We start from the raw sequence: 22065 nt of genomic DNA on the forward strand, positions 1-22065 counted from the left end.
CATAACTCTTGTTAGCAAATTAATGCGAAGTTCTGTACAATCGTTATATAATTATTACATGATATTCTTTTCGTAAAGGAGATAACTATGGCTTCCTCACGTCAACAAACTCAAAAATCTTTACGACATCGCTTAGATTGGAAACTTATCACACTCATTTTAGTGCTGTGTTTGATTAGTGTTATGACTATTCAATCTGCTATGGGTGGCGGACAATATAGTATGGATTTTGGCATCAGACAAATTTTTTATTACATATTAGGGGGTATACTTGCATTTTTGATAATGATTGTCTCCCCTAAAAAAATCCGAAAATATACCTTCATTATCTATTCTATATTTATCTTTTTATTGATAGGATTAATTCTTTTACCTGAAACATCGATAACACCTATTATCAACGGTGCCAAAAGTTGGTATCGCTTTGGCCCTATCAGTATTCAACCATCTGAGTTCATGAAAATTGTATTGATTCTTGCAATTTCCAAAGTCGTCGCTCAACATAATCGTTATACGTTTAACAGGTCCCTTGAAACAGACATGATTCTTATACTGAAAATTATGGGTGTCACGTTTATTCCACTACTTTTAATATTGCTACAAAACGATTTAGGTACAACACTTGTAGTCATGGCGATAATCGCTGGTATCGTAGTAGTGAGTGGTATCTCTTGGAAAATACTTGCGCCCTTATTCGGTGTCGTCATTGTATTTGGTGGAAGCCTTATTCTTTCTATATTATATAAACCGAGTTTAATCGAAAATATTGCTGGTATTAAAACCTATCAGTTAGGACGCATTAACTCTTGGCTAGATCCATACACATATAGTTCTGGAGATGGTTTTCACCTCACAGAATCTATGAAAGCAATTGGATCCGGACAATTAATAGGTAAAGGATTCAACCAAGGTGAAGTATATATTCCAGAGAACCATACAGATTTTATATTCTCTGTTATTGGTGAAGAGTTTGGTTTCATAGGTGCTGTCGTATTACTTGTGATTTATTTATTGTTATTAATGCATCTTTTAAAAAGCGCATCTCAAACTACAGACTTATTTAATAAATCATTCATCGTGGGGTATGTGAGTTTATTACTTTTTCATATCGTTCAAAATATCGGAATGACGATACAACTCTTGCCGATTACAGGTATTCCATTACCATTCATCAGTTATGGAGGAAGTGCTTTATGGAGTTTAATGGCGGGTGTAGGTGTACTTCTCAGCATGCGTTATCACGCACCGAAAAAATACAATGCGCCTACTGACAAAACACCTTTATAATCACCTTTAACATTTTAATCAGAACATAAAAACAGACTAGGATAGTACATCCTAGTCTGTTTTTTTAACGCTTTTAAACAAAATTGTGATATGATTCTCGCTATATCCGTGATCTACACCAAGATAATCACAATGATTTAATGTCGTGCTTTGACTACTTTAGTTTCTCAGTTGCAGGTTTTGCATTGGTAAGTGATCGCATAATATCCAATCGTGATTTTGTTTTTTTAACTTTAACCCCAATTGATGATAACATATGGACCACATTTTGAATTCTTTCATTCTGTTTTTCCATATTATCACCCCGCATATGTCTAACTTCTCTTACATCATACCCTACTTTATTACATATGACTACAATAAATTGAAATTTTTTAATTTATTTTTGAATACGTTTTAAACGTAATGCGTTTAATACGACTGAGACAGAACTAAAAGCCATCGCAGTTCCTGCAACCCAAGGCGCTAGAAATCCTCCGGCTGCAATAGGAATGCCAATGATATTATAACAAAAAGCAAAAAATAAATTTTGTTTAATATTCTTAATAGTTAATTCACTTAATTTTAATACTTCAGGTATTTGTGAAATGTGGTTGTATACTAACGCAACATCTGATGATTCAATCGCGATGTCTGTTCCTGATCCCATCGCAATACCAATATCACTTTGAATTAATGATGGGGCATCATTAATTCCATCTCCAACCATCATCACTTTATGATTGTCTTCTTGCAATGTTTCGATGATTTTTGCTTTTTCGTTAGGTTTTACATTTGCAAAAGTACGTTGAATACCTAATTCTCTTGCAATGGCCTCAACTGTCATTTGACTATCGCCGCTTAGCATAACCACTTCATAATGTTGACGTAATTGGCGTATCGTCTCTTTTACTTTTGGTTTAGGTTCATCTCTTAAAGCAATCATCATTGTCAATTTTTGTTTAATTTGTACACCTATGACCGTTGCACCTTTACTTTCTAACTGATGTTGTTGTTGCTTCATGTCCTCTGTCAATGTTATTTCTGATGCAATAAAAGATAGTGATCCTATACGAATTGAACTGCCATCTATCATTCCAGAAATACCATTTCCAATATGCGTTTCATAATTTTTTATTGCTACATTTTTGGCATCTTTAAAGTGCGAAACAAGTGCATGAGACAGAGGATGTTCAGATTGAGATTCTAAACTTTTAATATAATCATCGATATGTGGCACACGTTCAAATTCAATAGTGTCTACAACTTCAGGAGCGCCCTTTGTAAGGGTTCCGGTTTTATCGAAAACAATTGTATCAATTTGACGTGTTTGTTCTAAACTTTCTGCTGATTTAAATAAAATACCTGATTCAGCAGCACGCCCAGATCCAACCATAATGGATGTAGGTGTCGCTAAACCTAATGCACAAGGACAAGCAATGACAATCACCGCGATAAAAATTTCAAGTGATCGCGTAAAATCAAATGAAGTTAAAATGAAAAACCATAACAGAAACGCAAATAGCGCGATGCCCACTACTGTTGGAACAAAAATGTTAGATATTTTATCTGCTAAACGTTGGATTTGAGGTTTTTTCGTTTGTGCCTCTTCAACAACTTTAATAATTTGATTGAGTACTAAATCATCTCCAACATGTGTCACTCTCGCTTTGATAAAGTTGGCCTGATTTAATGTACTTCCAATAATAGAATCACCTATCGTTTTATCTACAGGTATGCTTTCACCAGTAATCATAGATTCATTAATTGACGTGGAGCCTTCAATGATTTCTGCATCTAGCGGTATATAGGTACCACTTTTAATATGAATAATATCTCCGACTTGTATTTGGTCAATAGATAAATTGACAACTTCCCCATGTTTTTCAACCAATGCATCTTTCACTTGCAATGCAGCTAGTTTTTTTATGGCATCACTTGCATGTCCTTTGGCTCTCTTTTCAAAATATTTTCCAAGGAGAATGAGTGTAATGAGGACCGCACTCGTCTCAAAGTAAAGCGGTACATGCCCTGGATGACCTTGGTGTAAAATCATCATGTAAAAACTATAAAAATAAGCTGCTGATGTACCCATTGCCACCAAAACATCCATATTTGCGCTTTTATTTTTTAAAGCTCGCCATGCACCGAAATAAAATTGACCACCTAATATAAATTGAATGGGCGTAGCCAATGCAAGTTGAAATAAAGGATGCATCAACAATTCTGGCACAGGTATAAAGTCTAGGAATGTAAAATGTGCAAACATTGTGTATAACAGAGGTAAAGCTAACAACGCTGACAACAGAAATTTATTTCGTTGTTTTTTTAATTCTTGATGTTCCCGTTTTGAAATGTGATTATCTTTTTCAATTTCATGTGCTTCAAATCCTATATTTGAAATTTTTTCAAAGATTGCTGCTCTATCAATTTGTTTAGGGTTATATTTAACTGTCGCTTTCTCCATAACAAGGTTAACTGTTGCTTCTTCAATAGCCGCTTCTCGATTCAGTACACGTTCTATGCGTGTCGCACACGCAGCACAATGCATCCCTGAAATTTGATATGTTTCTTCTTTCATTATGACAACCTCCTATACCTATATAGGGTATATGAATCCTTAAAATGATAGAGGGCAGACCAATCATTTGCCTACCCCCTTCTAAATAGGAACTGAATTCATTTCAGTACATTCAACATAAATTTTATTTCACTTCATAACCTGCATCATAAATACGTTGTTTCACATCATGAAGCGCACCATCATCAGTAAGTTCCACTTCCACTTGATTCTCGTCTGGTGATGCAATGACAGACAATACTTCTTTGTTACCTTTAACTGCATCCTCAACAGCCGCCTTACAATGATTACATGTCATACCTTCAACATTAATAGTGTGTTTACCCATGTTCTCTCTCTCCTTTTTTCGTTCGTAATACTTTAAAACCTGAGTCATAAATCTCTTTTTCTAACGTATTCAAATTAATAGGCGTTTCATATCGAAGTGTGATGCACTTTAAATCACTATCGATACTTACTTCTTTAACCCCAATCATTTCATTCAAACGTTGTACAAGATGTGTTTGATATTGCTCATTTCTTAAATCTTCTACATACACACGATCGACTTGCATAGTATCCTCCAACTAGTCTTTCATTAATTTTTGAAATGTGACAAGCAACTCTTCCATTGCTTCTGCTTCATGGCCATCCTCAATTTTCTTTGTAATACAGCCTTTCATGTGATAGTCAAGCAACCTCGTCGCAACGCTATTCAAAGCTGAACGTGTCGCTCTAATTTGAGTCAAGACATCATCACAATAAACATCTTCATCAATCATGCGATTAATTGCACGAACTTGTCCTTCAATACGATTCAATCGTGAAGTTAAGTTCTTTTTAATCTCATCAGAATGATGTGCGTGTTCATTCATAGGCAGCACCTCCATGCTTACTTTCAGAACCATTATATACCCCTATGCGGTATATGTCAAATGCGTAAATTTTCCGTGATTTCATGAATAAATGATATAATTATTTAAAATCATACATCCAAAGGAGGGTTAAAAATGGAGGATTTAAACAATGCATACGTCATAGATGGCAGTATGGTATTTACCTATATATTTATCGCTTTATTCCTATTAAATATTTCTTTTGTTTTCACAATTATTTTTATGGAACGTCGAAGCGCAGGCTCAATATGGGCTTGGATTTTAGTCTTATCTTTATTTCCTATTTTAGGGTTCATACTCTATTTACTATTTGGACGTCAAATTCAGCGTAAATCCATTTTTAAAGTGTCAGAAAAAGACCAAAAAGGATTAACTCAGCTTGTCAATCAACAACTCAAAGCTTAAAAAAATGATCATTTTGATCCTGAAAACCCACATGTAAAAAAATACAAATCAATGATACGTGGGTTGCTTTATAACAATGCTGCCTTTTACACGAATCAAAATAAAATTGATGTGCTGCTCGATGGAGAACAAAAATTCAACCAACTTAAAGAAGATATACGCAATGCAAAATCGTATATACATATACAATATTACATCTTTCGTAAAGATGCTTTAGGTAAGAGCATTATTGATTTACTTGAAGAGAAGTTGGAAGAAGGTTTAGAAGTCAAAATGCTATATGATGATATTGGCTCGAAAGGCTTATCTTTAAGAGATTTGAAGTCATTTAAGAAAAAAGGTGGTCTAGTTGAAGCTTTCTTCCCTTCTAAATTACCAGTTATTAATTTTCGTATGAACAATCGAAATCATCGAAAAATCGTTGTTATAGATGGCAAAATAGGTTATGTTGGTGGATTTAATGTTGGGAATGAGTATTTGGGTTTATCAAAAAAATTTGGTAATTGGAGAGATACCCATTTAAAAATTGAAGGTGAAGCTGTACACGCCTTACAATTGCGTTTTATTTTAGATTGGAATTCTCAATCATCGCGTCATGATATTGAACATCATGAAAAATACTTTCCAAAAGTACACCTCCAAAATAATGACAACATAGGTGTTCAAATTGCATCTAGTGGACCGGATGAATTTTGGGAGCAGATTAAATATGGATACTTAAAAATGATAAATATGGCAAAAAAAGATATATACATTCAAACACCCTATTTCGTCCCTGACCAATCGTTTATAGATGCGTTACAAATCGCCGCTTTAGGTGGCGTGAACGTACATTTAATGATACCGAACAAACCCGATCATCCGTTTGTATATTGGGCGACTTATAAGAATGCTGCTTCATTATTAGAGGTCGGTGCGAAAGTTTATCTGTATGAAGATGGTTTCTTACATGCAAAAACATTAACCATCGATGATGAAATCACAAGTGTGGGTACGACCAATATGGATAATCGCAGTTTCGTCTTAAATTTTGAAGTGAATGCATTTGTATATAACGAAAGTGTCGCAACACAATTACGGGAGAGTTTTGAGCAAGATTTAAAAAAATGTTCTGTACTTACCCCAGAGCGGTATGCACAACGTAGTCTTGTTATAAAATTTAAAGAGTCAATCAGTCAATTACTTTCACCAATTTTATAAGGAGGATTACCTATGACGGCAAAGCAATGTGAACAAGCCTATCATTATATGGTTCACATACACGGTCAAGATACGACTGGTCATGATATTGCGCATGTACGACGTGTCGTTTCACTTGCAAAATGTATAGCTCATGATTATGACAATATCAATCATTTTGTTATTGAAATGGCAGCACTACTTCATGACACAGTTGATGATAAATTACCACATTCTGAAGCGTGTTCGACACTTTCGTCATTTTTAAAACAAATAGGTGTTTCACCTGAAGAACAACAACATATTATGTATATTATCAATCACATGAGTTTTCGCAAATCCAGAGAAGGTCATTCCTTAAAAACGTTAGAAGCTCAGATTGTTCAAGATGCCGATCGTCTAGATGCCATTGGTGCTATTGGGATAGCCCGTACGTTTCAATTTGCTGGGCATTTCAATGAACCGATGTGGACCGATGAAATCCCGCATTCAGATTTATCACGCATTGATTTAACTACCATTCAACCTTCTGCAATCAAACATTTCTATGAAAAATTATTGAAACTTAAAGATTTAATGAATACGCCTAAAGGTAAAGAAATAGCACTTGAACGACATAAATTTTTAGAATTGTTTTTAAAACAATTCTTTGATGAATGGGTCTAAAAAAATAACCATCTCACCGTAAAAGGTAAGATGGTTATTTTTTGTAATTATTTTTTCTTCTTTTTAGATACGACTTGCGTATTTTTACCTGTTTTCTTATTCGCTTTTTTTTCTTCTTCGAATTTGCGAATCATCGGTGCAACTTCTTCTAGCGCTTTTTTACCGTAAATCTTGTTTGCAACGTATGTTTGTACCACTAGGAATGCCGCAGAAACAGACCAATATAAGCCCAATGCTGCTGCAGAACTAAATGAGATCCAAACAATCATTATTGGTGAGATAATCATCATCATGATTGCCATTTGACGTTGCTCTGGTGGCATATGCATACTTGAAACATAGGCTTGAATGAAGTATAACACACCGGCAATAATCGTAATCCAAATATCAGGTTTATCCAATTGGAACCATAAGAAGTCAGAGAATTTAGTAATACCGCCACCTGAAGGATATTTTAAAACAAAGAATAAAGCCATGACAATCGGCATTTGCAAAATAAGTGGAAGACATCCTAACATACTTGCAACTGGGTTCATGTCATATTTTTTATATACTTTCGATACTTCTTGTTGAGCAGCAATTCTATCTTCTGCTGTGCGTGCACGTTTCATTTTTTCTTGCGCAGCAGTCATCTCTGGTTTTGCTATTTTCATTTTTTCACGCATCATGTGCATGTTTTTATAGTTTGACAACATGAATGGGAGTAATACGATACGTACTACAAGAACGATAATAACGATGGCTAAACCATAGTTATTATTTAAATGATCACCTAGCCAATGGATAAGTTGATCCATTGGGGAAACAAACGTGTTGTAAAAGAAGCCAGTACGATTTTCAGGCTTGCTATAATCACATCCAGCTAATAACAGAACGACCCCTAATAGTGTCGCCAATAGCGCTTTGTTCTTCATTTTTCCACCTCTAAAGATATATTCACATAAATGATATTTTATCACACATCTGAGTTGTGTGGAAACATAAACAAAAATAAAAATGATTTTAGTTGAAATACTGTAAATATCGTGACACAGTATTTTCAATATTTGCGCTATGTGTGATGGACGAAATCGTAGCAATGCCATCTGCACCATTCTTTTTCAATGATGCAACGTTTTCTTCGGTTATGCCACCAATGGCGACGATTGGTATCGATTCATCATAATTACGCATACGACGAATCATTTCTACGCCTCCAGGTTGTTTGGCATCTCTCTTGGTTGACGTTTGATATACGGGGCCGACACCTATATAATCAACGTGCGTTAAATCAGATTGATCATACTCTTGAAAATTACTGATACTTAATCCAATAATTTTATTATGACTTCTACTAATAAAGGATTCAATTTTGGCATCATCTTGGCCTACATGAATACCATCAGCACCAATTTTTAAAGCTAGTTCTACATCATCGTTAACTATAAACGGTACATGATACGCATTACAAAGTTTCATTAAAGCAATTGCTTCTTGTTCCTTATCCTCCCCTTTTAAAGATGAAGGTCCTTTTTCTCGAAATTGAAACATTGTAATCCCCGCTTCAAGCGCTACCTTTAGTATCTCTTGTAAAGTCCCTTTTTTTACATCTTGCGTACCAGCTATAAAATAAACACGTAATTGTTCCCTTTCAAACTTCATGTTTCTTTCACTTCTCTCTTTTTAATTTCCTGGTGATAGGATGCATCATCTACTTGATTTAAAGCATTAATAAATGACACTAAGAATGTTCCTGGTAAATCTGCCCCTAAACTTAGCTCTGCATGTTCAGCCGCTATGTTATATATTGAGACTGCTTCAATTAAAGCTTCAATATTAGGATGTTTTTGTCGTAATAAAAATGATGCAACTACGGCACCTAATAAACACCCTGCGCCAGTGATTTTAGTTAATAAAGGTGAACCGTTAGTGAGTTCAATGATTTGATGGTCTTGCACAATGACATCATTTTTTCCAGTAACGATAATGGCTGCATTGTATTTTTCATACGCTTTTAAAGCAATCTGAACATGATCTATATTTGCAGCGCTATCCGTCCCCTTCATCGTCGTTTCCGCATCAACTAATGTAAGTATTTCTGAGGCATTACCTTTAATCACATCGACATCAACTTGATTTAAAAATTGTTGGCAGTAGTCTTTACGAAATTGTGAGGCACCCACAGCAACAGGATCAAACACTATAGGAACCCCTAAATCATTCGCTTGTTTTGCTATTTCTAACATATCAGCCCCAGTTTGACGTGTCAGCGTTCCAATGTTGATTAATAATCCTTCTGTGACTTTAAAAAAATCTTTTGCTTCTTCAGGTGCCTCACTCATTGCAGGACTTGCACCTATAGATAGTAAGCCGTTAGCCGTAAAATTTTTAACAACATCATTCGTATAACAGACGATGAGTGGGTTTGTCTCTCTCACTTTGGATAAATAACTCAATTTAATCCCAACCTTTCTCCCGTTGATAAGCAAAATGATTTACAGGGCCTCTTCCTTTACCTATTTCTGGTGTATATTGAATGGCTTTAGAAATAAAATTTTTCGCTTTAGCTACTGCATCAATTATGGATTTACCTTTAGCTAATTCTGCCGTTATCACAGCTGAAAATGTACACCCAGTTCCATGCGTGTGTCGTGTAGGGAAACGTTCACTTGTAAATTGTGTTACCCCATCTTTAGTCACGAGATAATCTGTAGCATTACCCTTTAAATGCCCCCCTTTTAAAACGACACCTTTAGCACCAATATCTTTAATAAAAAACTGGCCAGCTTTAAACAAAGCCGTTTCCGTATCTAACGTCATTTGCGTTATTTCTTCGGCTTCGGGTATGTTGGGTGTGGCAACATCTGCTAATGGTAAAAGTGTTGATTTTAAATCTCGACGGACCTGTTCAGACATTAAGGCATCGCCACTTTTTGCCACCATCACAGGATCTATGACGTATGGTATCGTACTTTTTTTAACATACGATGCTATTAACGCCATCATTTCAGGTGTTGGAATCATACCTGTTTTCATCGCATGTGGTGGCGCGTCCATAAAAATACTCTCGAGTTGTTCTTCAAGCCACGACGTATCTAAGTTGTGTATATGTTGTACACCTAAGGAATTTTGAGCAACAATACTCGTGATTGCTGCCATGCCATAAACCCCACATGCATGAAATGATTTTAAATCAGCCATGACGCCTGCGCCCCCTGATGGATCCGTGCCAGCGATGGTTAACGCAATATTCAGCTTATTCATATGTCTCTCCTCCAAATGCCCAATGTTCTTGTGTATATGCCATATTAAAGAAATTACGTTCATGGACAGTACTTTCTAAAAAATTTCTCTTTAATTGTTGTTGTGCGTTATTTGATGTATTCTCTGCACAATGATTTAACCAATGATCAATATGATTCATTAAATCATCCATACCTTTTGCATAAAATTCAAACCACGCTTTAAGTGGATGGTTAGAGGAAAAATGATGTTCACGCATCGCGCGTTGACCAATTTGTTGGTAAACATATGGGCATGGTGCCATTGCAGCAATTGTATATGCGACATCATCAAAATGATACGCATTAAAATACATATGTTTAATATAATGATCTGCTGTTGGATACCATTCGCCTTCTTGAATAATTTCATTATATGATAAATTTACATAATCTGCGAGAATACGATGTGCGTCAACTTCACCTGACGATGCAAAAATAATTTGTTCTGTAAGAAATTGAATCTCTTCTTTTGAATCTACCTTAGGTATTAACAAAGCATAAATTTTAGCAAACTCAAATAAATAGCGTGCGTCTGCCTTTAGATAATGTTGAATTGCATTTTTAGAGATATCCCCCTTTAACATACCTTGAATAAAGCCATCATGGTAAATCGCATCAATGATAGGTTGTGCCTCTTGCTTTAGATTTTCAGAAAATGACATAATAATCTCCTTTCTCAATAAAAAAGACTACTAAAAATAGTAGCCTAGTCATTATTAAAAGGATTTAATGCCTACGCTACTTCCCTACGTTAGTGTTAACTATATCAGGTTCAAAGGGTCCGAATGTAATTCATCTCAGCCATATGGCTCCCCTAGTAGTCTTTGTATTATTTAATAACAACGTAACAAAACACTTTACAAATAGCAATAAAAAAAGCACCGACATATGTCGATGCGTTTGATGTTGTTTACCACCATCCGTTAGCTAAACGGAATTGAATTGCACGGTCTACAGAACCATAGCGTGAATTTGCATAATTAATCATACCTTGCGTTTGAGTAGCTACACTACCTGTACCCCAAGCTTCTTTCGTTTGACCTAATCCTCTGTAACCATAAGGGCTTACAATGTTAGGGTTACCACCTGATTCTGGCATAACGATAGAATTCCACATCGCTGCTGTACCACCAGCATTAATAAATTGTTGATATACAGATCCTGAACCGGCTGTAGTTCTTGGTGCTTGATAGCTAGAAGTTGTTTGTGTTTGAACATTTGAATATGAAGACGCTGAATATTGTGCTACAGGTGCAGCGTACGTTTCATAAGATTGTGTTGATGTGTATTGAGTAGGAGCTGTATAGTAAGCAGCTGCATTGTATGATGACGTGTTATATGTAGTCGTATGATATGCAGTTGGTAAAATAAAATCTTGTGTCGCATGGTTACCATGTGCTGCAGCCGCAGCTTCAGTCACGTATAATTTCTCTCCTGCAATAATTAAATCAGACTCTAAGTTATTCCATGTTTTTAATTGTTCTACAGTAACATCATATTTTTTTGCAATTTTATTTAAAGTGTCACCCCATTGAATCACATGGACACCTTCTTGAATTTGTAATTGATCTTGATTTGCTGCTTCAGCATTAGTAGCAAATTGTGCTGCCGCTAATAAACCTACTGTTGATGTTGCTAAAAGTAATTTTTTCATTTAGTAATCCTCCAGTAATTGGTATAAAAATTTGTTATGTTCACAAATAATATAGCACCAGTCTTTTTCAATCACATGACAAAAATATTAAATTAACGCCCATTTATATTACAAAACCATTACAATTAGGTTGTTGCATGTAACGATTCAACTCATAAATGATTACAAAAAATAAAATTCTCATTAAATAAATCCGTTTAATCACTTAAATGGCAAACAGTTACTTAAGATGTAATGATATAGAAATAAAATCAAGATCAACATCGTATTTGTATCCTAAAAGCCTCCAATACTTATAATCATAAATATTGGAGACTTGATAGGGTTAGTTCACAGTGGCAACACATTTAAAATATTGAGTAATAAATATACGTTGTTTTGAAAAAGTAAATATATGAAATAACATAAACGAGGGGTTATCATCTGTGACTTATATACGAATAATTCATATACGTCAACTTGATATAACAGTGATTGTAAGGATGTAGCTGTGTTGAGAAAATATCTTATTGGATACATTGGGTGGAAGATAAAAACTAAATTTAATTGGAGTTATTATAAGTTAGATAAAATAAATATGGAGTGTGTGATTGGATTTCAGACAAATTGAATATTAATCATTGGACAAATTTGAATTTAGGGATGGTTTTAATAACGGATGAGATGAAAGGTTCTGAATGTGTGCAATCACCAATTCTGTAGTGTACCGCCATTCGCCTTCTTTTTCGTATCTCCTTGATTGGATATGTCCGTTGAGAGCGATGAGATCGTCATGTTGGTAAAAATCATGAATCGATTGAGCGATAGCACCAAAAGCTTTACAATTTAGAAAATCATAAATTGGCTTATCTTGCTTACTTTTGTAGTCACGTTCAATTTTAATTGTAAAAGTAACAAATGGAGTATCATGCGTATCATAATAATTAGGAGATTTTATAATGATACCGATTGCTTGAAACTGGTTGATCGTTGTCACCTCCTCTCTTGATGTATATAGCATACGCGTTGCACCGAATCTAAGGCAAGCCTAATAATATTAAATTTATACCTGTTACACCCTCAATTTTTATAAAGATTTTGGAATTTCCATAAAGAATTAAGTTATAATAAACTATAAATGAACATATTTCGTAAAGTTGAAAAAAGTTTTGAGGGGGTTGCATCAATGAAGACATTTAAAGCAGTACGCTTTCAAATTGTTACGGAAAATGGCACAGTGACAGAATACGAATTAAAAGACGGCGTGATAATAAATAAAGAAAACAGTGGTACGGGATGGTTATTAGAAGTGGTTATCTCTGATATTCACCTTGAAGAAATGGAAGCTTATATGGCATCAGAAACATTATTAGATATTAGAGTTGTCATTACGAGACCATCAAATGATCCAGCCTTATTCGATGCAACGATTAAACATATTACCCCACTTAAAGATACCATTTCAATTGTATTTGAATGTCATATTTACACATTACGTCAAGTTTATGCTGAAAATTTATTAGAACAACTCGTTGGTGAAGGCCTTGAAGGTGAAGCGCTCATTAAAACGTTTAACCGAATGATGCAATCCAAACCAAGACTTAAAGATGAACGCCAAGAAGACTAAAGAAGACATTATCCATTTGCAATATCCTATATAGCCACACATGATTGAATTTCATGTGTGGCTTTTAATTAATGCTCATTTGATGTACATGATATTCTAGACTTGTTGTTTTTTACTCTTATTAAATTTTTAATATTAATGACTTTTACGATTTAACATCATTATTATCTTAATTTTAGAAAAAACTATAAAAAAGCGGAACTGTAGTCCACACAGTCTCCGCTTTACAAATTATTGAGGGTCTTGTAATGCAAACGTTAATTCGCATTGACAAGCCACTTGCCCATTTACGGTAGCCTTAGCTGTCCCTTTACCGATTGGCCCTTTAATTTTCGTAATTTCTACTTCTAATTTTAGAGTATCTCCTGGCACCACTTGTTTTTTAAAGCGACATTTATCGATACCTGCAAATAAAGCTAATTTACCTTTATTCTCTTCACTATTTAACATAGCTACAGCACCAGTTTGTGCAAGTGCCTCTGTAATCAATACGCCTGGCATCACAGCATAATTCGGAAAATGACCTTGGAAAAAAGGTTCATTACCGGAAACCTGCTTAATTCCTACACAACGTTGACCTGGCTCATACTCAACCACTTTATCAATAAGCAAAAATGGCTGACGATGTGGAATAATTTGTTTGATTTCATTGTAGTCGAAAATAGTTTCCATTATGAATTGCCTCCAATTAACGCTCGAAAATTTTCCCAAAAATGAGGATTAAGCGCATTCAATATATTATCTTGATTTATTAAAAATCCTATCATTAATCCAATAAAAAATAAAACAACTGCAATTAAAATAAATAAGGTAAGCTGAATACTTACAGATTTTTGGATATTGATCCAAACTGATGACAAGTTATTTTTTCGCATTGATACGTTGAATATCTGCGCCCAAAGCTTTTAATTTACCATGGAAATTAACATAGCCACGATCTAAATGTTTGAGTTCTGTTACAGTTGTTTCACCTTCCGCAACTAATCCAGCTAATATTAACGCAGCAGCAGCTCTTAAATCTGTTGCTTTTACTTGTGCCCCTTGAAGTTCACTTTTCCCTTCAATTTTTGCACTGCGACCTTCTACTGAAATTTGAGCGTTCATACGTTTAAATTCACCCACGTGCATAAAACGGTTTTCGAATACTGTTTCTGTGATCACTTTATGCCCTTCAGCAGTCAATAATAAAGCCATCATTTGTGATTGCATATCAGTTGGAAATCCTGGATGTGGTAATGTTTTAATGTCTACTGGATTAAGCTGTTCAGGCGCTGTCACACGAATACCATCCTCTTGATATTCAAGATTGACACCCATTTCTTCTAGCTTATAAACTAAGCTTGTCATATGCTCTTGTATGGCACCCTTAACAAATATGTCTCCACGCGTAATTGCCGCAGCTATCATAAACGTACCTGCTTCAATTCGGTCAGGAATAATAGCATGTTGAACCCCGGTTAGTGCATCTACACCATTAATAATAATGGTGTCCGTACCAGCACCTTTAACATCGCCACCCATTTCATTTATGTAGTTGGCTAAATCTACAATTTCAGGCTCTCTAGCGACATTCTCAATAACCGTACGACCTTGAGCTAATGATGCAGCCATCACAATGTTTTGCGTTGCTCCAACACTTGGAAAATCTAGGTGAATATCACTTCCGATTAATCCATGTGGACATTCAGCATAAATATAACCAGCCTCTTGATGAATTTCAGCACCTAATGCTTCAAAACCTTTGAGGTGTTGTTCAATCGGTCTAGAACCAATAGCACAACCACCAGGCAATGCTACTTTAGCTTTACCAAGGCGTGCTAATAATGGTCCCATCACTAAAATGCTTGCTCGCATTTTGCTTACATATTCATATGGTGCTTCTTCTTTTAATTCTTTCGAAGCATCGACTGTAACTGATTGTTTCTTTTCATTATATTTTACTTTCGCATTGAGCACATTTATGACATTGTTAATCGTTTCAACATCACTTAAAGCAGGCACATTGATAAGCTCACTTTTACCTTTACTTGCTAATAACGATGCTGTAATGATAGGTAAAACTGCATTTTTAGCTCCTTCAACTTGAACTTCCCCTTTTAGGGTATTGCCGCCTTTTACAATAATTTTATCCATGTTATTTACATCCTCCACTATTTACACACTTACTTAATTAATTATAAACTTCTTGCAATACGCTTAAACTTATCTCATTCATTTATTTGATTAAATATTGAATTTGAGTTGAAAATTGTAATAAATCAATTATAAAGTTACTCATACTCGTCCCTAGTAAAATTGCGATAAATATGAGGGCAACTTGAACTTGTTTTGGGTAACCTTTTTTAAACAATTGGTCTAACCGTAGCGCATTGATGCTCCAATACGCAATACATATACAGATGACATGTAGTATGAGATGTACAATTGCAAATTGTCCTAAATATTCCATTTTAAGATGCTACCCCTTTAAAGTTAATCTTATTCAATTTTACATGATTTACGTATGAATTCCCAATGTAATCCTTCCAATATATGGTTTCAACTTCCCTCTTATTTAAGACTCGCATAGATAATATCATACGACTTTTCCAAAGATTTGTATATACAATTAATCAAAATAGCATGATATTTGTTTATAGATGAACAGTATGTAAATATGTTAAAACCCACTAGTACATACCAGTGGGTTTTATAATAAATTATTTAAATTTAGCAACTTCGATACGATTTTCTGCACGTTTTAACGCACGTTCTGCACGTTTTAGGTCTGTATCTTCTTTATCTCCATCAAGATAAAACGTTGCACGTTGTTTTGCTGATTTCGCACGCTCTAAGTCTATATCTTCAGCTGATTCAGCTGATTGTACAAGGATATTAACTTTTTCTTGACGTATTTCTGCAAAACCTTCAGTTACAGCTATATAGTCGGATTGACCATTGCACTTAACTTTAATATGTCCAATGCGTAATGGCGCAACCGTCGGAATGTGACCATGCATCACACCCATTTCGCCTGCTGTTGTTTGTAAGACAACAATTTCCACATTGTCTTGTTTATAAACAGAACCATTAGGAGTGACGATATCTAAGGTTAATGTATTCATTATCCAAGCCTCCTAATCGTATTAAACTTCAACACCCATGTCTTTTGCTTTTGCAAGCACATCATCAATACCACCAACAAGACGGAATGCATCTTCAGGAATGTGGTCATATTTACCATCTAAAATTGCTTTAAAGTCTTGAACCGTATTTTTAACTGGTACATAAGATCCTTTTTGACCTGTAAATTGTTCCGCTACGTGGAAGTTTTGAGATAAGAAGAATTGAATTCGACGCGCGCGTTCAACCGTTTTCTTATCTTCATCAGAAAGTTCATCCATACCTAGAATTGCGATAATATCTTGTAATTCACGGTATTTTTGTAATGTAGATTGAACTTGACGTGCTACTTCATAGTGCTCTTGACCGACAATTGTTGGCTCTAATGCGCGTGATGTAGAAGCTAATGGGTCAACCGCTGGATAGATACCCATTTCACTTAATTTACGCTCTAAGTTCGTTGTTGCATCTAAGTGCGCAAACGCTGTTGCTGGAGCTGGGTCAGTATAGTCATCGGCTGGTACGAATACCGCTTGAATTGATGTAACTGAACCTTTATTCGTTGACGTGATACGTTCTTGTAATTGACCCATTTCTGTAGCTAATGTTGGTTGGTAACCAACGGCAGATGGCATACGTCCAAGAAGTGCTGATACCTCAGAACCTGCTTGTGTAAAACGGAAAATGTTGTCAATGAAAAGTAATACGTCTTGACCTTGCTCATCACGGAAATATTCAGCCATTGTCAATCCAGAAAGTGCAACACGCATACGTGCACCAGGTGGTTCATTCATTTGACCGAATACCATCGCTGTTTTCGCAATTACGCCACTATCTTTCATTTCATAATATAAATCGTTACCTTCACGTGTACGTTCACCTACACCGGCAAATACAGAAATACCACCGTGTTCTTGCGCGATGTTATTGATTAATTCTTGAATTAATACTGTTTTACCTACACCGGCACCACCGAATAATCCGATTTTACCACCTTTAATATAAGGTGCAAGTAAATCTACTACTTTAATACCTGTTTCTAAAATTTCAACTTCAGTTGATAATTCGTCAAATTGAGGCGCTTGACGGTGAATTGGATCACGACGCACAGAGGCATCGATTTCTGGATCAAGGTCAATTTTATCTCCTAATACGTTGAATACACGTCCTAAAGTCGCATCACCAACTGGAACACTAATCGGTGCACCAGTGTCTTTAACTTCAGCACCACGTTGAACTCCATCTGTTGAGTCCATCGCAATAGAACGGACAACATCGTCACCTAAATGTAACGCTACTTCTAAAGTAAGTTGTTCTGTCTTACCATCTCTCGTCACATCAATAACTAGTGCGTTGTTAATGTTTGGAATTTCATTATGGTCAAAACGCACGTCAATGACTGGCCCCATGACCTGAGTTACACGGCCTAATCCCATGTTAGTTCCTCCTTATTATTAAACTTATTCTAATGCTGCTGCGCCACCAACAATCTCAGTGATTTGTTGCGTAATCGCTGCTTGTCGCGCACGGTTGTATTGTAATGATAAATCGTCAATTAAATCTGTTGCGTTGTCTGTAGCATTCTTCATCGCATTCATACGAGACGCATGTTCACTTGCTTTGGCATCTAAAATCGTTCCATAAATTAAACTTTCAATATATTGCGGTAACAGCACTTTTAATATTGATTCTTTATCTGGCTCAAATTCGTAAGATGACATTGCACCATGTCCTAAAGAAGAATCTTCTGGTGATAATGGCAACAGTTTTTTACTTTTTGGTGTGTTTTCAATCACACTGACATAATGGCTATAATAGACGTTTAATTCATCAATTTCCTCTTCACTGTATAAATCAACGGCACGTGTCGCAATGGATTGAATTGCTTTGAAAGAAGGTTGATCTGGAATATCAGTGAGTCCATTCTCAACCGTATAACCGCGATTCTCTAAAAATGAAATACCAATTTTACCAAGTACAATTAAACGATATTCGTCTTTACTGTTATGACGTTTCTCGATATCACGAATCATTTTCTTCAGTACATTAGCACTATATGCACCTGCTAATCCACTATCACTTGTAATGACCATATATCCTACACGCTTAACTTCACGCTGATTTAACATAGGATGGTTGGTTGTTGCATTTGAACCAGCTATAGCTGTGATTGCATCTTCCATTTTTTCCATGTACGGTCGGAATTGTTTCGTGTTACGTTCTGCCTTACGAAGCTTAGAGTTAGAAACCATGTTCATCGCACTTGTGATTTGTTTCATCTTTTTAGTTGATTTTATTCGTGAATCTATTTCTTTTAAAGAAGCCACTATCTCACCACCTTATCTCATCATATATTTGACATTATTCGGATTTTTTAAAGCTTTGTTTAAAAGCATTAATTGCTTTTTCAAATTTCTCATCTGCAGGTAAGCCACCTGTTTCACGAATTTCTGTGAAAATGTCATTCGCATTACCTTTTGTCCATTCGATAATTTCAGCTTCAAAACGTGTAATGTCTTCTACTGGAATATCATCTAAGTAACCTCGAGTTAATGCGTAAATGATTAAAACTTGGTGTTCAACAGGAAGCGGTTTGTTTTGGTCTTGTTTTAATACTTCAACCGTACGCTTACCTCTTTCAAGTTTTTTAGCAGTTGCTTCATCTAGATCAGAACCAAACTGTGCGAATGACTCAAGCTCACGATAAGATGCTAAGTCTAGACGTAATGTACCTGCTACTTTTTTCATTGCTTTGATTTGTGCTGAGCCCCCAACACGTGATACTGAAAGACCCGCATTAATCGCTGGACGCACACCTGAGAAGAACAAGTCTGATTGTAAGAAGATTTGTCCATCAGTAATTGAGATAACGTTTGTTGGTACGTATGCAGAAATGTCACCTGCTTGTGTTTCAACGAATGGTAAAGCAGTAATAGAACCGCCACCTAAATCGTCATTTAATTTAGCAGCACGCTCTAATAAACGGCTATGTAGGTAGAATACATCACCTGGGTAAGCTTCACGACCTGGCGGACGACGTAATAATAATGATAATTCACGGTAAGCAGCGGCTTGTTTCGTTAAATCATCATATACTACTAATACGTGTTTGCCATTAAACATAAACTCTTCTGCCATAGAAACACCCGCGTATGGCGCGATATATAACATTGGTGATGGTTGAGCTGCAGAAGCTGAAACAACAATTGTATAATCTAATGCGCCTGCTTGACGTAACTTCTCAACTGAAGCACGTACTGTAGACTCTTTTTGACCAATTGCGACATAAACGCAAATCATATCTTGATCTTTTTGGTTTAGAATTGTATCAATTGCTACAGTTGTTTTACCCGTTTGACGGTCTCCGATAATTAACTCACGTTGACCACGACCGATTGGAACTAATGCGTCGATGGCTTTAATTCCAGTTTGTAATGGCTCATCAACTGATTTACGAGCCATAACGCCTGTCGCTTTTTTCTCGATAGGGCGTGTTTTAGTCGTATTTAATGGACCTTGTCCATCGATAGGTTGGCCGAGTGGGTTAACAACACGACCGATTAATTCTTCACCTACAGGCACTTCCATAATACGCCCTGTACGTTTAACTTCAGCACCTTCAGTAATATCATCGTAAGGTCCTAAAATAACAACACCTACGTTTGTTTCTTCTAAGTTTTGTGCTAATCCAAGAACGCCGTTATGGAATTCTAATAATTCGCCAGCCATAACATCGTTAAGTCCATGAACCAATGCGATACCGTCACCAATTTGGATAACTGTCCCTACATCAGTTACAGACATTTCAGACTCATAATTCTCAATTTGAGAGCGAAGTAATGCACTAATTTCCTCAGCTTTTATGGCCATCTATGTCACTCCTCTTTCATTTCGTATTTAATGTGCGCTACTGAATCTTCTAGCTAATTGTTCGAGATCATTTTGTACACTTCCATCGTATACTTTTGTACCGATTTTAACTTTAACACCGCCGATGAGTGATGTGTCTACTGAAGTATGCACTTTTAGATCTTTTAAACCTGTACGTTTTACTAACGCTTCTTTTATATGTTCTACTTCTGCATCAGATAATGGGCGTGCAGAAACGAGATATGCATCATCTAACCCATGAAATTCATTATAATGATTTTCAAATGCCTTAAACACATCACCTAATAATGATAAGTTACGATGGCTTGCCATAACCTTTAATGTGTTCATTAAGTATGGATGTACGCCATTAAATACATTTGAAACTAATGTTTGTCTTTCATCTAAAGTGAATTTAGGTTCTAAATCAATGAAATGTAATCTTGAACCTTCACTTTGAATACTTGTATTAATCTCAGTGAAATCTTTATAAATCTCTGAAAGCACTTCAGCCTTAATAGCAACGTCAAAAAGGGCTTGGGCATATTTTTGAGCAACTTGCGCCATTATTTATCCCCTACCTCTTTAATGTACTTGTCAATAAGGTCTTTTTGATCTTGCTCAGAAATTTCTTTACGTAACACTTTAGAAGCAATTAACACAGAAAGTTCAGAGACTTGACTATTAATTTCAGCTAATGCACGCTCTTTTTCACTCTTGATTTCACTTTGAGCCGTTTCGATCATACCATTCGCACGTTGGTTCGCTTCATGAAGAATTTCTTCTTGTTGGCGTTGCGCTTGTACTTTAGCTTCTTCAAGCATTTTATGTACTTGATCTTGTGTTTCTTTTAACGTTTTTCTATTTTCTTCTTCTAGACGTTGCGCATTCATTTTTGCACGTTCTGCATCATCAATATCTTGATTGATTGAATGCTCACGATCGTCCATAACCTTTTTAAGTGGGCCCCATGCAAACTTTTTAAGTAGGAAAAGTAAGATGACGAACGTAAAAATCGTTACAAGAATGTCACCAATATTTACACCACCGGCACTAGCTGCAAAGGTTAACATGTTGGTTGTCAATTTGCTGTACACTCCTTTCAATCATTTCATCCATAAATTACAAAACTACCACATCACGATTGTAAATGTGTTCTATCCATCGTATAAAGATGAATGTTAAACAATTTGTAATTCAATAATATGCAAGCCTCACCTTGCACTTACGTATCACTATATTGCTTTATCGAATAAGGTTTACCACCATTTAAATAACAAATGAGATTTATAAACCATAAAATTTAGGGCGGGGAATAATAATATGATTTAACCCCGCTCAGGAAACCTTAATGATTATGAAAATGAAATCCATTCAATAGATTAGCTAAATAATACGATGAATGTAATAACTACACCAATGATTGGAAGTGCCTCAACTAAACCGATACCGATGAACATGATTGACATTAATTGTGTACGTGCCTCTGGTTGACGTGCTACACCTTCTACTGTTCTTGAAACGATTAAACCGTTACCAATACCTGCACCAAGTGCTGATAAACCAATTGCGATTGCTGCTGCGATTAAACTCATTAT

The 22065-nt window shown here is 35.6% G+C and carries 25 protein-coding genes, 1 pseudogene and 1 riboswitch; of the genes and pseudogenes, 4 read left to right on the top strand and 22 right to left on the bottom strand.

Features of this window, described 5'->3' with window-relative positions:
* The first annotated feature begins 87 nt into the window (after positions 1–87).
* A complete protein-coding gene (locus tag CD172_RS04035; protein WP_103345560.1) occupies positions 88–1287 on the top strand; it encodes an FtsW/RodA/SpoVE family cell cycle protein in 1200 nt (399 codons plus the stop codon).
* Between the two features lie 154 nt (positions 1288–1441).
* Here the strand turns inward: CD172_RS04035 and CD172_RS12930 are convergent, their stop codons facing one another.
* From CD172_RS12930 to csoR, 5 genes are all read right to left on the bottom strand, one after another.
* Positions 1442–1582, bottom strand: a complete 141-nt coding sequence (locus CD172_RS12930) for an Lmo0850 family protein (RefSeq protein ID WP_234022049.1) — start codon at positions 1580–1582, stop codon at positions 1442–1444.
* An 84-nt stretch (positions 1583–1666) separates the two neighbouring features.
* Complete coding sequence (locus tag CD172_RS04040) at positions 1667–3847, bottom strand: heavy metal translocating P-type ATPase (RefSeq protein ID WP_209050216.1); 2181 nt, start codon at positions 3845–3847, stop codon at positions 1667–1669.
* 124 nt (positions 3848–3971) lie between these two features.
* Entirely contained in the window at positions 3972–4175 is a 204-nt protein-coding gene (locus tag CD172_RS04045; protein WP_060551525.1) for a heavy-metal-associated domain-containing protein, read from the bottom strand.
* Positions 4168–4401 carry a putative copper chaperone CsoZ gene (gene csoZ, locus CD172_RS04050; RefSeq protein WP_060551526.1) on the bottom strand — a complete coding sequence of 78 codons (234 nt, stop codon included), beginning with the start codon at positions 4399–4401 and terminating at the stop codon, positions 4168–4170. The genes CD172_RS04045 and csoZ overlap by 8 nt, the downstream gene beginning before the upstream one ends.
* Positions 4402–4413: 12 nt before the next feature.
* Positions 4414–4701 (bottom strand): copper-sensing transcriptional repressor CsoR, encoded by a 288-nt coding sequence (csoR, locus tag CD172_RS04055; protein ID WP_037567516.1) that lies wholly within the window; start codon positions 4699–4701, stop codon positions 4414–4416.
* Between the two features lie 135 nt (positions 4702–4836).
* Here csoR and cls point away from each other — a divergent pair.
* Positions 4837–6327: pseudogene (cls, locus tag CD172_RS04060) on the top strand (cardiolipin synthase).
* Between the two features lie 12 nt (positions 6328–6339).
* Positions 6340–6972 carry an HD domain-containing protein gene (locus tag CD172_RS04065; RefSeq protein WP_103345562.1) on the top strand — a complete coding sequence of 211 codons (633 nt, stop codon included), beginning with the start codon at positions 6340–6342 and terminating at the stop codon, positions 6970–6972.
* 47 nt (positions 6973–7019) lie between these two features.
* Here CD172_RS04065 and yidC read toward each other — a convergent pair whose 3' ends face one another.
* The 7 genes from yidC to CD172_RS04100 form a co-directional block, all read right to left on the bottom strand.
* A complete protein-coding gene (yidC, locus tag CD172_RS04070) occupies positions 7020–7886 on the bottom strand; it encodes a membrane protein insertase YidC (protein ID WP_060551529.1) in 867 nt (288 codons plus the stop codon).
* Positions 7887–7974: 88 nt separating this feature from the next.
* The gene (gene thiE / locus CD172_RS04075) at positions 7975–8613 is read right to left on the bottom strand and encodes a thiamine phosphate synthase (protein WP_103345563.1); all 639 of its coding nucleotides are present in this window, start codon (positions 8611–8613) and stop codon (positions 7975–7977) included.
* Entirely contained in the window at positions 8610–9407 is a 798-nt protein-coding gene (gene thiM, locus CD172_RS04080) for a hydroxyethylthiazole kinase (protein WP_103345564.1), read from the bottom strand. Before thiM ends, thiE begins: the two co-directional genes overlap by 4 nt.
* A 1-nt stretch (position 9408) precedes the next feature.
* Entirely contained in the window at positions 9409–10215 is an 807-nt protein-coding gene (gene thiD / locus CD172_RS04085; RefSeq protein WP_103345565.1) for a bifunctional hydroxymethylpyrimidine kinase/phosphomethylpyrimidine kinase, read from the bottom strand.
* Complete coding sequence (gene tenA, locus CD172_RS04090) at positions 10208–10897, bottom strand: thiaminase II (RefSeq protein ID WP_103345566.1); 690 nt, start codon at positions 10895–10897, stop codon at positions 10208–10210. The genes thiD and tenA overlap by 8 nt, the downstream gene beginning before the upstream one ends.
* Positions 10898–10961: 64 nt before the next feature.
* A riboswitch (TPP riboswitch) is annotated at positions 10962–11061 on the bottom strand.
* A gap of 84 nt (positions 11062–11145) precedes the next feature.
* Positions 11146–11889 carry a LysM peptidoglycan-binding domain-containing protein gene (locus CD172_RS04095; protein WP_103345567.1) on the bottom strand — a complete coding sequence of 248 codons (744 nt, stop codon included), beginning with the start codon at positions 11887–11889 and terminating at the stop codon, positions 11146–11148.
* A gap of 613 nt (positions 11890–12502) precedes the next feature.
* On the bottom strand, positions 12503–12889 hold the full coding sequence (locus CD172_RS04100) for a single-stranded DNA-binding protein (RefSeq protein ID WP_209050218.1): 387 nt from the start codon (positions 12887–12889) through the stop codon (positions 12503–12505).
* 165 nt (positions 12890–13054) lie between these two features.
* On the opposite strand from CD172_RS04100, the gene CD172_RS04105 reads away from it, so the two are divergent.
* Positions 13055–13495: a YwpF-like family protein gene (locus CD172_RS04105; RefSeq protein ID WP_060551536.1), complete on the top strand. Its 441-nt coding sequence runs from the start codon at positions 13055–13057 to the stop codon at positions 13493–13495.
* A 231-nt stretch (positions 13496–13726) separates the two neighbouring features.
* On the opposite strand, the gene fabZ is transcribed toward CD172_RS04105, so the two are convergent.
* The 10 genes from fabZ to atpE form a co-directional block, all read right to left on the bottom strand.
* On the bottom strand, positions 13727–14167 hold the full coding sequence (gene fabZ, locus CD172_RS04110) for a 3-hydroxyacyl-ACP dehydratase FabZ (RefSeq protein ID WP_060551537.1): 441 nt from the start codon (positions 14165–14167) through the stop codon (positions 13727–13729).
* Between the two features lie 189 nt (positions 14168–14356).
* Entirely contained in the window at positions 14357–15628 is a 1272-nt protein-coding gene (gene murA / locus CD172_RS04120) for a UDP-N-acetylglucosamine 1-carboxyvinyltransferase (protein WP_060551539.1), read from the bottom strand.
* A gap of 82 nt (positions 15629–15710) precedes the next feature.
* Complete coding sequence (locus CD172_RS04125) at positions 15711–15944, bottom strand: DUF1146 family protein (protein WP_037567490.1); 234 nt, start codon at positions 15942–15944, stop codon at positions 15711–15713.
* A gap of 250 nt (positions 15945–16194) precedes the next feature.
* The gene (locus tag CD172_RS04130) at positions 16195–16599 is read right to left on the bottom strand and encodes a F0F1 ATP synthase subunit epsilon (RefSeq protein ID WP_037567489.1); all 405 of its coding nucleotides are present in this window, start codon (positions 16597–16599) and stop codon (positions 16195–16197) included.
* A 21-nt stretch (positions 16600–16620) separates the two neighbouring features.
* Positions 16621–18033, bottom strand: coding sequence for a F0F1 ATP synthase subunit beta (gene atpD / locus CD172_RS04135; RefSeq protein ID WP_037567485.1), 1413 nt, complete (start codon positions 18031–18033; stop codon positions 16621–16623).
* A 24-nt stretch (positions 18034–18057) separates the two neighbouring features.
* Positions 18058–18924, bottom strand: coding sequence for an ATP synthase F1 subunit gamma (gene atpG, locus CD172_RS04140; protein ID WP_037567483.1), 867 nt, complete (start codon positions 18922–18924; stop codon positions 18058–18060).
* 34 nt (positions 18925–18958) lie between these two features.
* Positions 18959–20467, bottom strand: a complete 1509-nt coding sequence (atpA, locus tag CD172_RS04145; protein WP_060551540.1) for a F0F1 ATP synthase subunit alpha — start codon at positions 20465–20467, stop codon at positions 18959–18961.
* A 27-nt stretch (positions 20468–20494) separates the two neighbouring features.
* A complete protein-coding gene (locus CD172_RS04150; protein WP_037567481.1) occupies positions 20495–21034 on the bottom strand; it encodes a F0F1 ATP synthase subunit delta in 540 nt (179 codons plus the stop codon).
* On the bottom strand, positions 21034–21540 hold the full coding sequence (locus tag CD172_RS04155) for a F0F1 ATP synthase subunit B (RefSeq protein ID WP_037567555.1): 507 nt from the start codon (positions 21538–21540) through the stop codon (positions 21034–21036). The genes CD172_RS04150 and CD172_RS04155 overlap by 1 nt, the downstream gene beginning before the upstream one ends.
* A 309-nt stretch (positions 21541–21849) precedes the next feature.
* On the bottom strand, positions 21850–22062 hold the full coding sequence (atpE, locus tag CD172_RS04160; protein ID WP_037567480.1) for a F0F1 ATP synthase subunit C: 213 nt from the start codon (positions 22060–22062) through the stop codon (positions 21850–21852).
* Between the last annotated feature and the right edge of the window lie 3 nt (positions 22063–22065).

It is taken from the genome of Staphylococcus agnetis (assembly GCF_002901865.1).
GTDB lineage: Bacteria > Bacillota > Bacilli > Staphylococcales > Staphylococcaceae > Staphylococcus > Staphylococcus agnetis.

What these genes read in the sequence shown, in the direction of transcription:
- CD172_RS04035 (WP_103345560.1), top strand. Translation starts at nt 88, where the DNA reads ATGGCTTCCTCACGTCAACAAACTCAAAAATCTTTACGACATCGCTTA.
- CD172_RS12930 (WP_234022049.1), bottom strand. Translation starts at nt 1,582, where the DNA reads ATGGAAAAACAGAATGAAAGAATTCAAAATGTGGTCCATATGTTATCA.
- CD172_RS04040 (WP_209050216.1), bottom strand. Translation starts at nt 3,847, where the DNA reads ATGAAAGAAGAAACATATCAAATTTCAGGGATGCATTGTGCTGCGTGT.
- CD172_RS04045 (WP_060551525.1), bottom strand. Translation starts at nt 4,175, where the DNA reads ATGGGTAAACACACTATTAATGTTGAAGGTATGACATGTAATCATTGT.
- csoZ (WP_060551526.1), bottom strand. Translation starts at nt 4,401, where the DNA reads ATGCAAGTCGATCGTGTGTATGTAGAAGATTTAAGAAATGAGCAATAT.
- csoR (WP_037567516.1), bottom strand. Translation starts at nt 4,701, where the DNA reads ATGAATGAACACGCACATCATTCTGATGAGATTAAAAAGAACTTAACT.
- CD172_RS04065 (WP_103345562.1), top strand. Translation starts at nt 6,340, where the DNA reads ATGACGGCAAAGCAATGTGAACAAGCCTATCATTATATGGTTCACATA.
- yidC (WP_060551529.1), bottom strand. Translation starts at nt 7,886, where the DNA reads ATGAAGAACAAAGCGCTATTGGCGACACTATTAGGGGTCGTTCTGTTA.
- thiE (WP_103345563.1), bottom strand. Translation starts at nt 8,613, where the DNA reads ATGAAGTTTGAAAGGGAACAATTACGTGTTTATTTTATAGCTGGTACG.
- thiD (WP_103345565.1), bottom strand. Translation starts at nt 10,215, where the DNA reads ATGAATAAGCTGAATATTGCGTTAACCATCGCTGGCACGGATCCATCA.
- tenA (WP_103345566.1), bottom strand. Translation starts at nt 10,897, where the DNA reads ATGTCATTTTCTGAAAATCTAAAGCAAGAGGCACAACCTATCATTGAT.
- CD172_RS04095 (WP_103345567.1), bottom strand. Translation starts at nt 11,889, where the DNA reads ATGAAAAAATTACTTTTAGCAACATCAACAGTAGGTTTATTAGCGGCA.
- CD172_RS04100 (WP_209050218.1), bottom strand. Translation starts at nt 12,889, where the DNA reads ATGCTATATACATCAAGAGAGGAGGTGACAACGATCAACCAGTTTCAA.
- CD172_RS04105 (WP_060551536.1), top strand. Translation starts at nt 13,055, where the DNA reads ATGAAGACATTTAAAGCAGTACGCTTTCAAATTGTTACGGAAAATGGC.
- fabZ (WP_060551537.1), bottom strand. Translation starts at nt 14,167, where the DNA reads ATGGAAACTATTTTCGACTACAATGAAATCAAACAAATTATTCCACAT.
- murA (WP_060551539.1), bottom strand. Translation starts at nt 15,628, where the DNA reads ATGGATAAAATTATTGTAAAAGGCGGCAATACCCTAAAAGGGGAAGTT.
- CD172_RS04125 (WP_037567490.1), bottom strand. Translation starts at nt 15,944, where the DNA reads ATGGAATATTTAGGACAATTTGCAATTGTACATCTCATACTACATGTC.
- CD172_RS04130 (WP_037567489.1), bottom strand. Translation starts at nt 16,599, where the DNA reads ATGAATACATTAACCTTAGATATCGTCACTCCTAATGGTTCTGTTTAT.
- atpD (WP_037567485.1), bottom strand. Translation starts at nt 18,033, where the DNA reads ATGGGATTAGGCCGTGTAACTCAGGTCATGGGGCCAGTCATTGACGTG.
- atpA (WP_060551540.1), bottom strand. Translation starts at nt 20,467, where the DNA reads ATGGCCATAAAAGCTGAGGAAATTAGTGCATTACTTCGCTCTCAAATT.
- CD172_RS04150 (WP_037567481.1), bottom strand. Translation starts at nt 21,034, where the DNA reads ATGGCGCAAGTTGCTCAAAAATATGCCCAAGCCCTTTTTGACGTTGCT.
- CD172_RS04155 (WP_037567555.1), bottom strand. Translation starts at nt 21,540, where the DNA reads ATGTTAACCTTTGCAGCTAGTGCCGGTGGTGTAAATATTGGTGACATT.
- atpE (WP_037567480.1), bottom strand. Translation starts at nt 22,062, where the DNA reads ATGAGTTTAATCGCAGCAGCAATCGCAATTGGTTTATCAGCACTTGGT.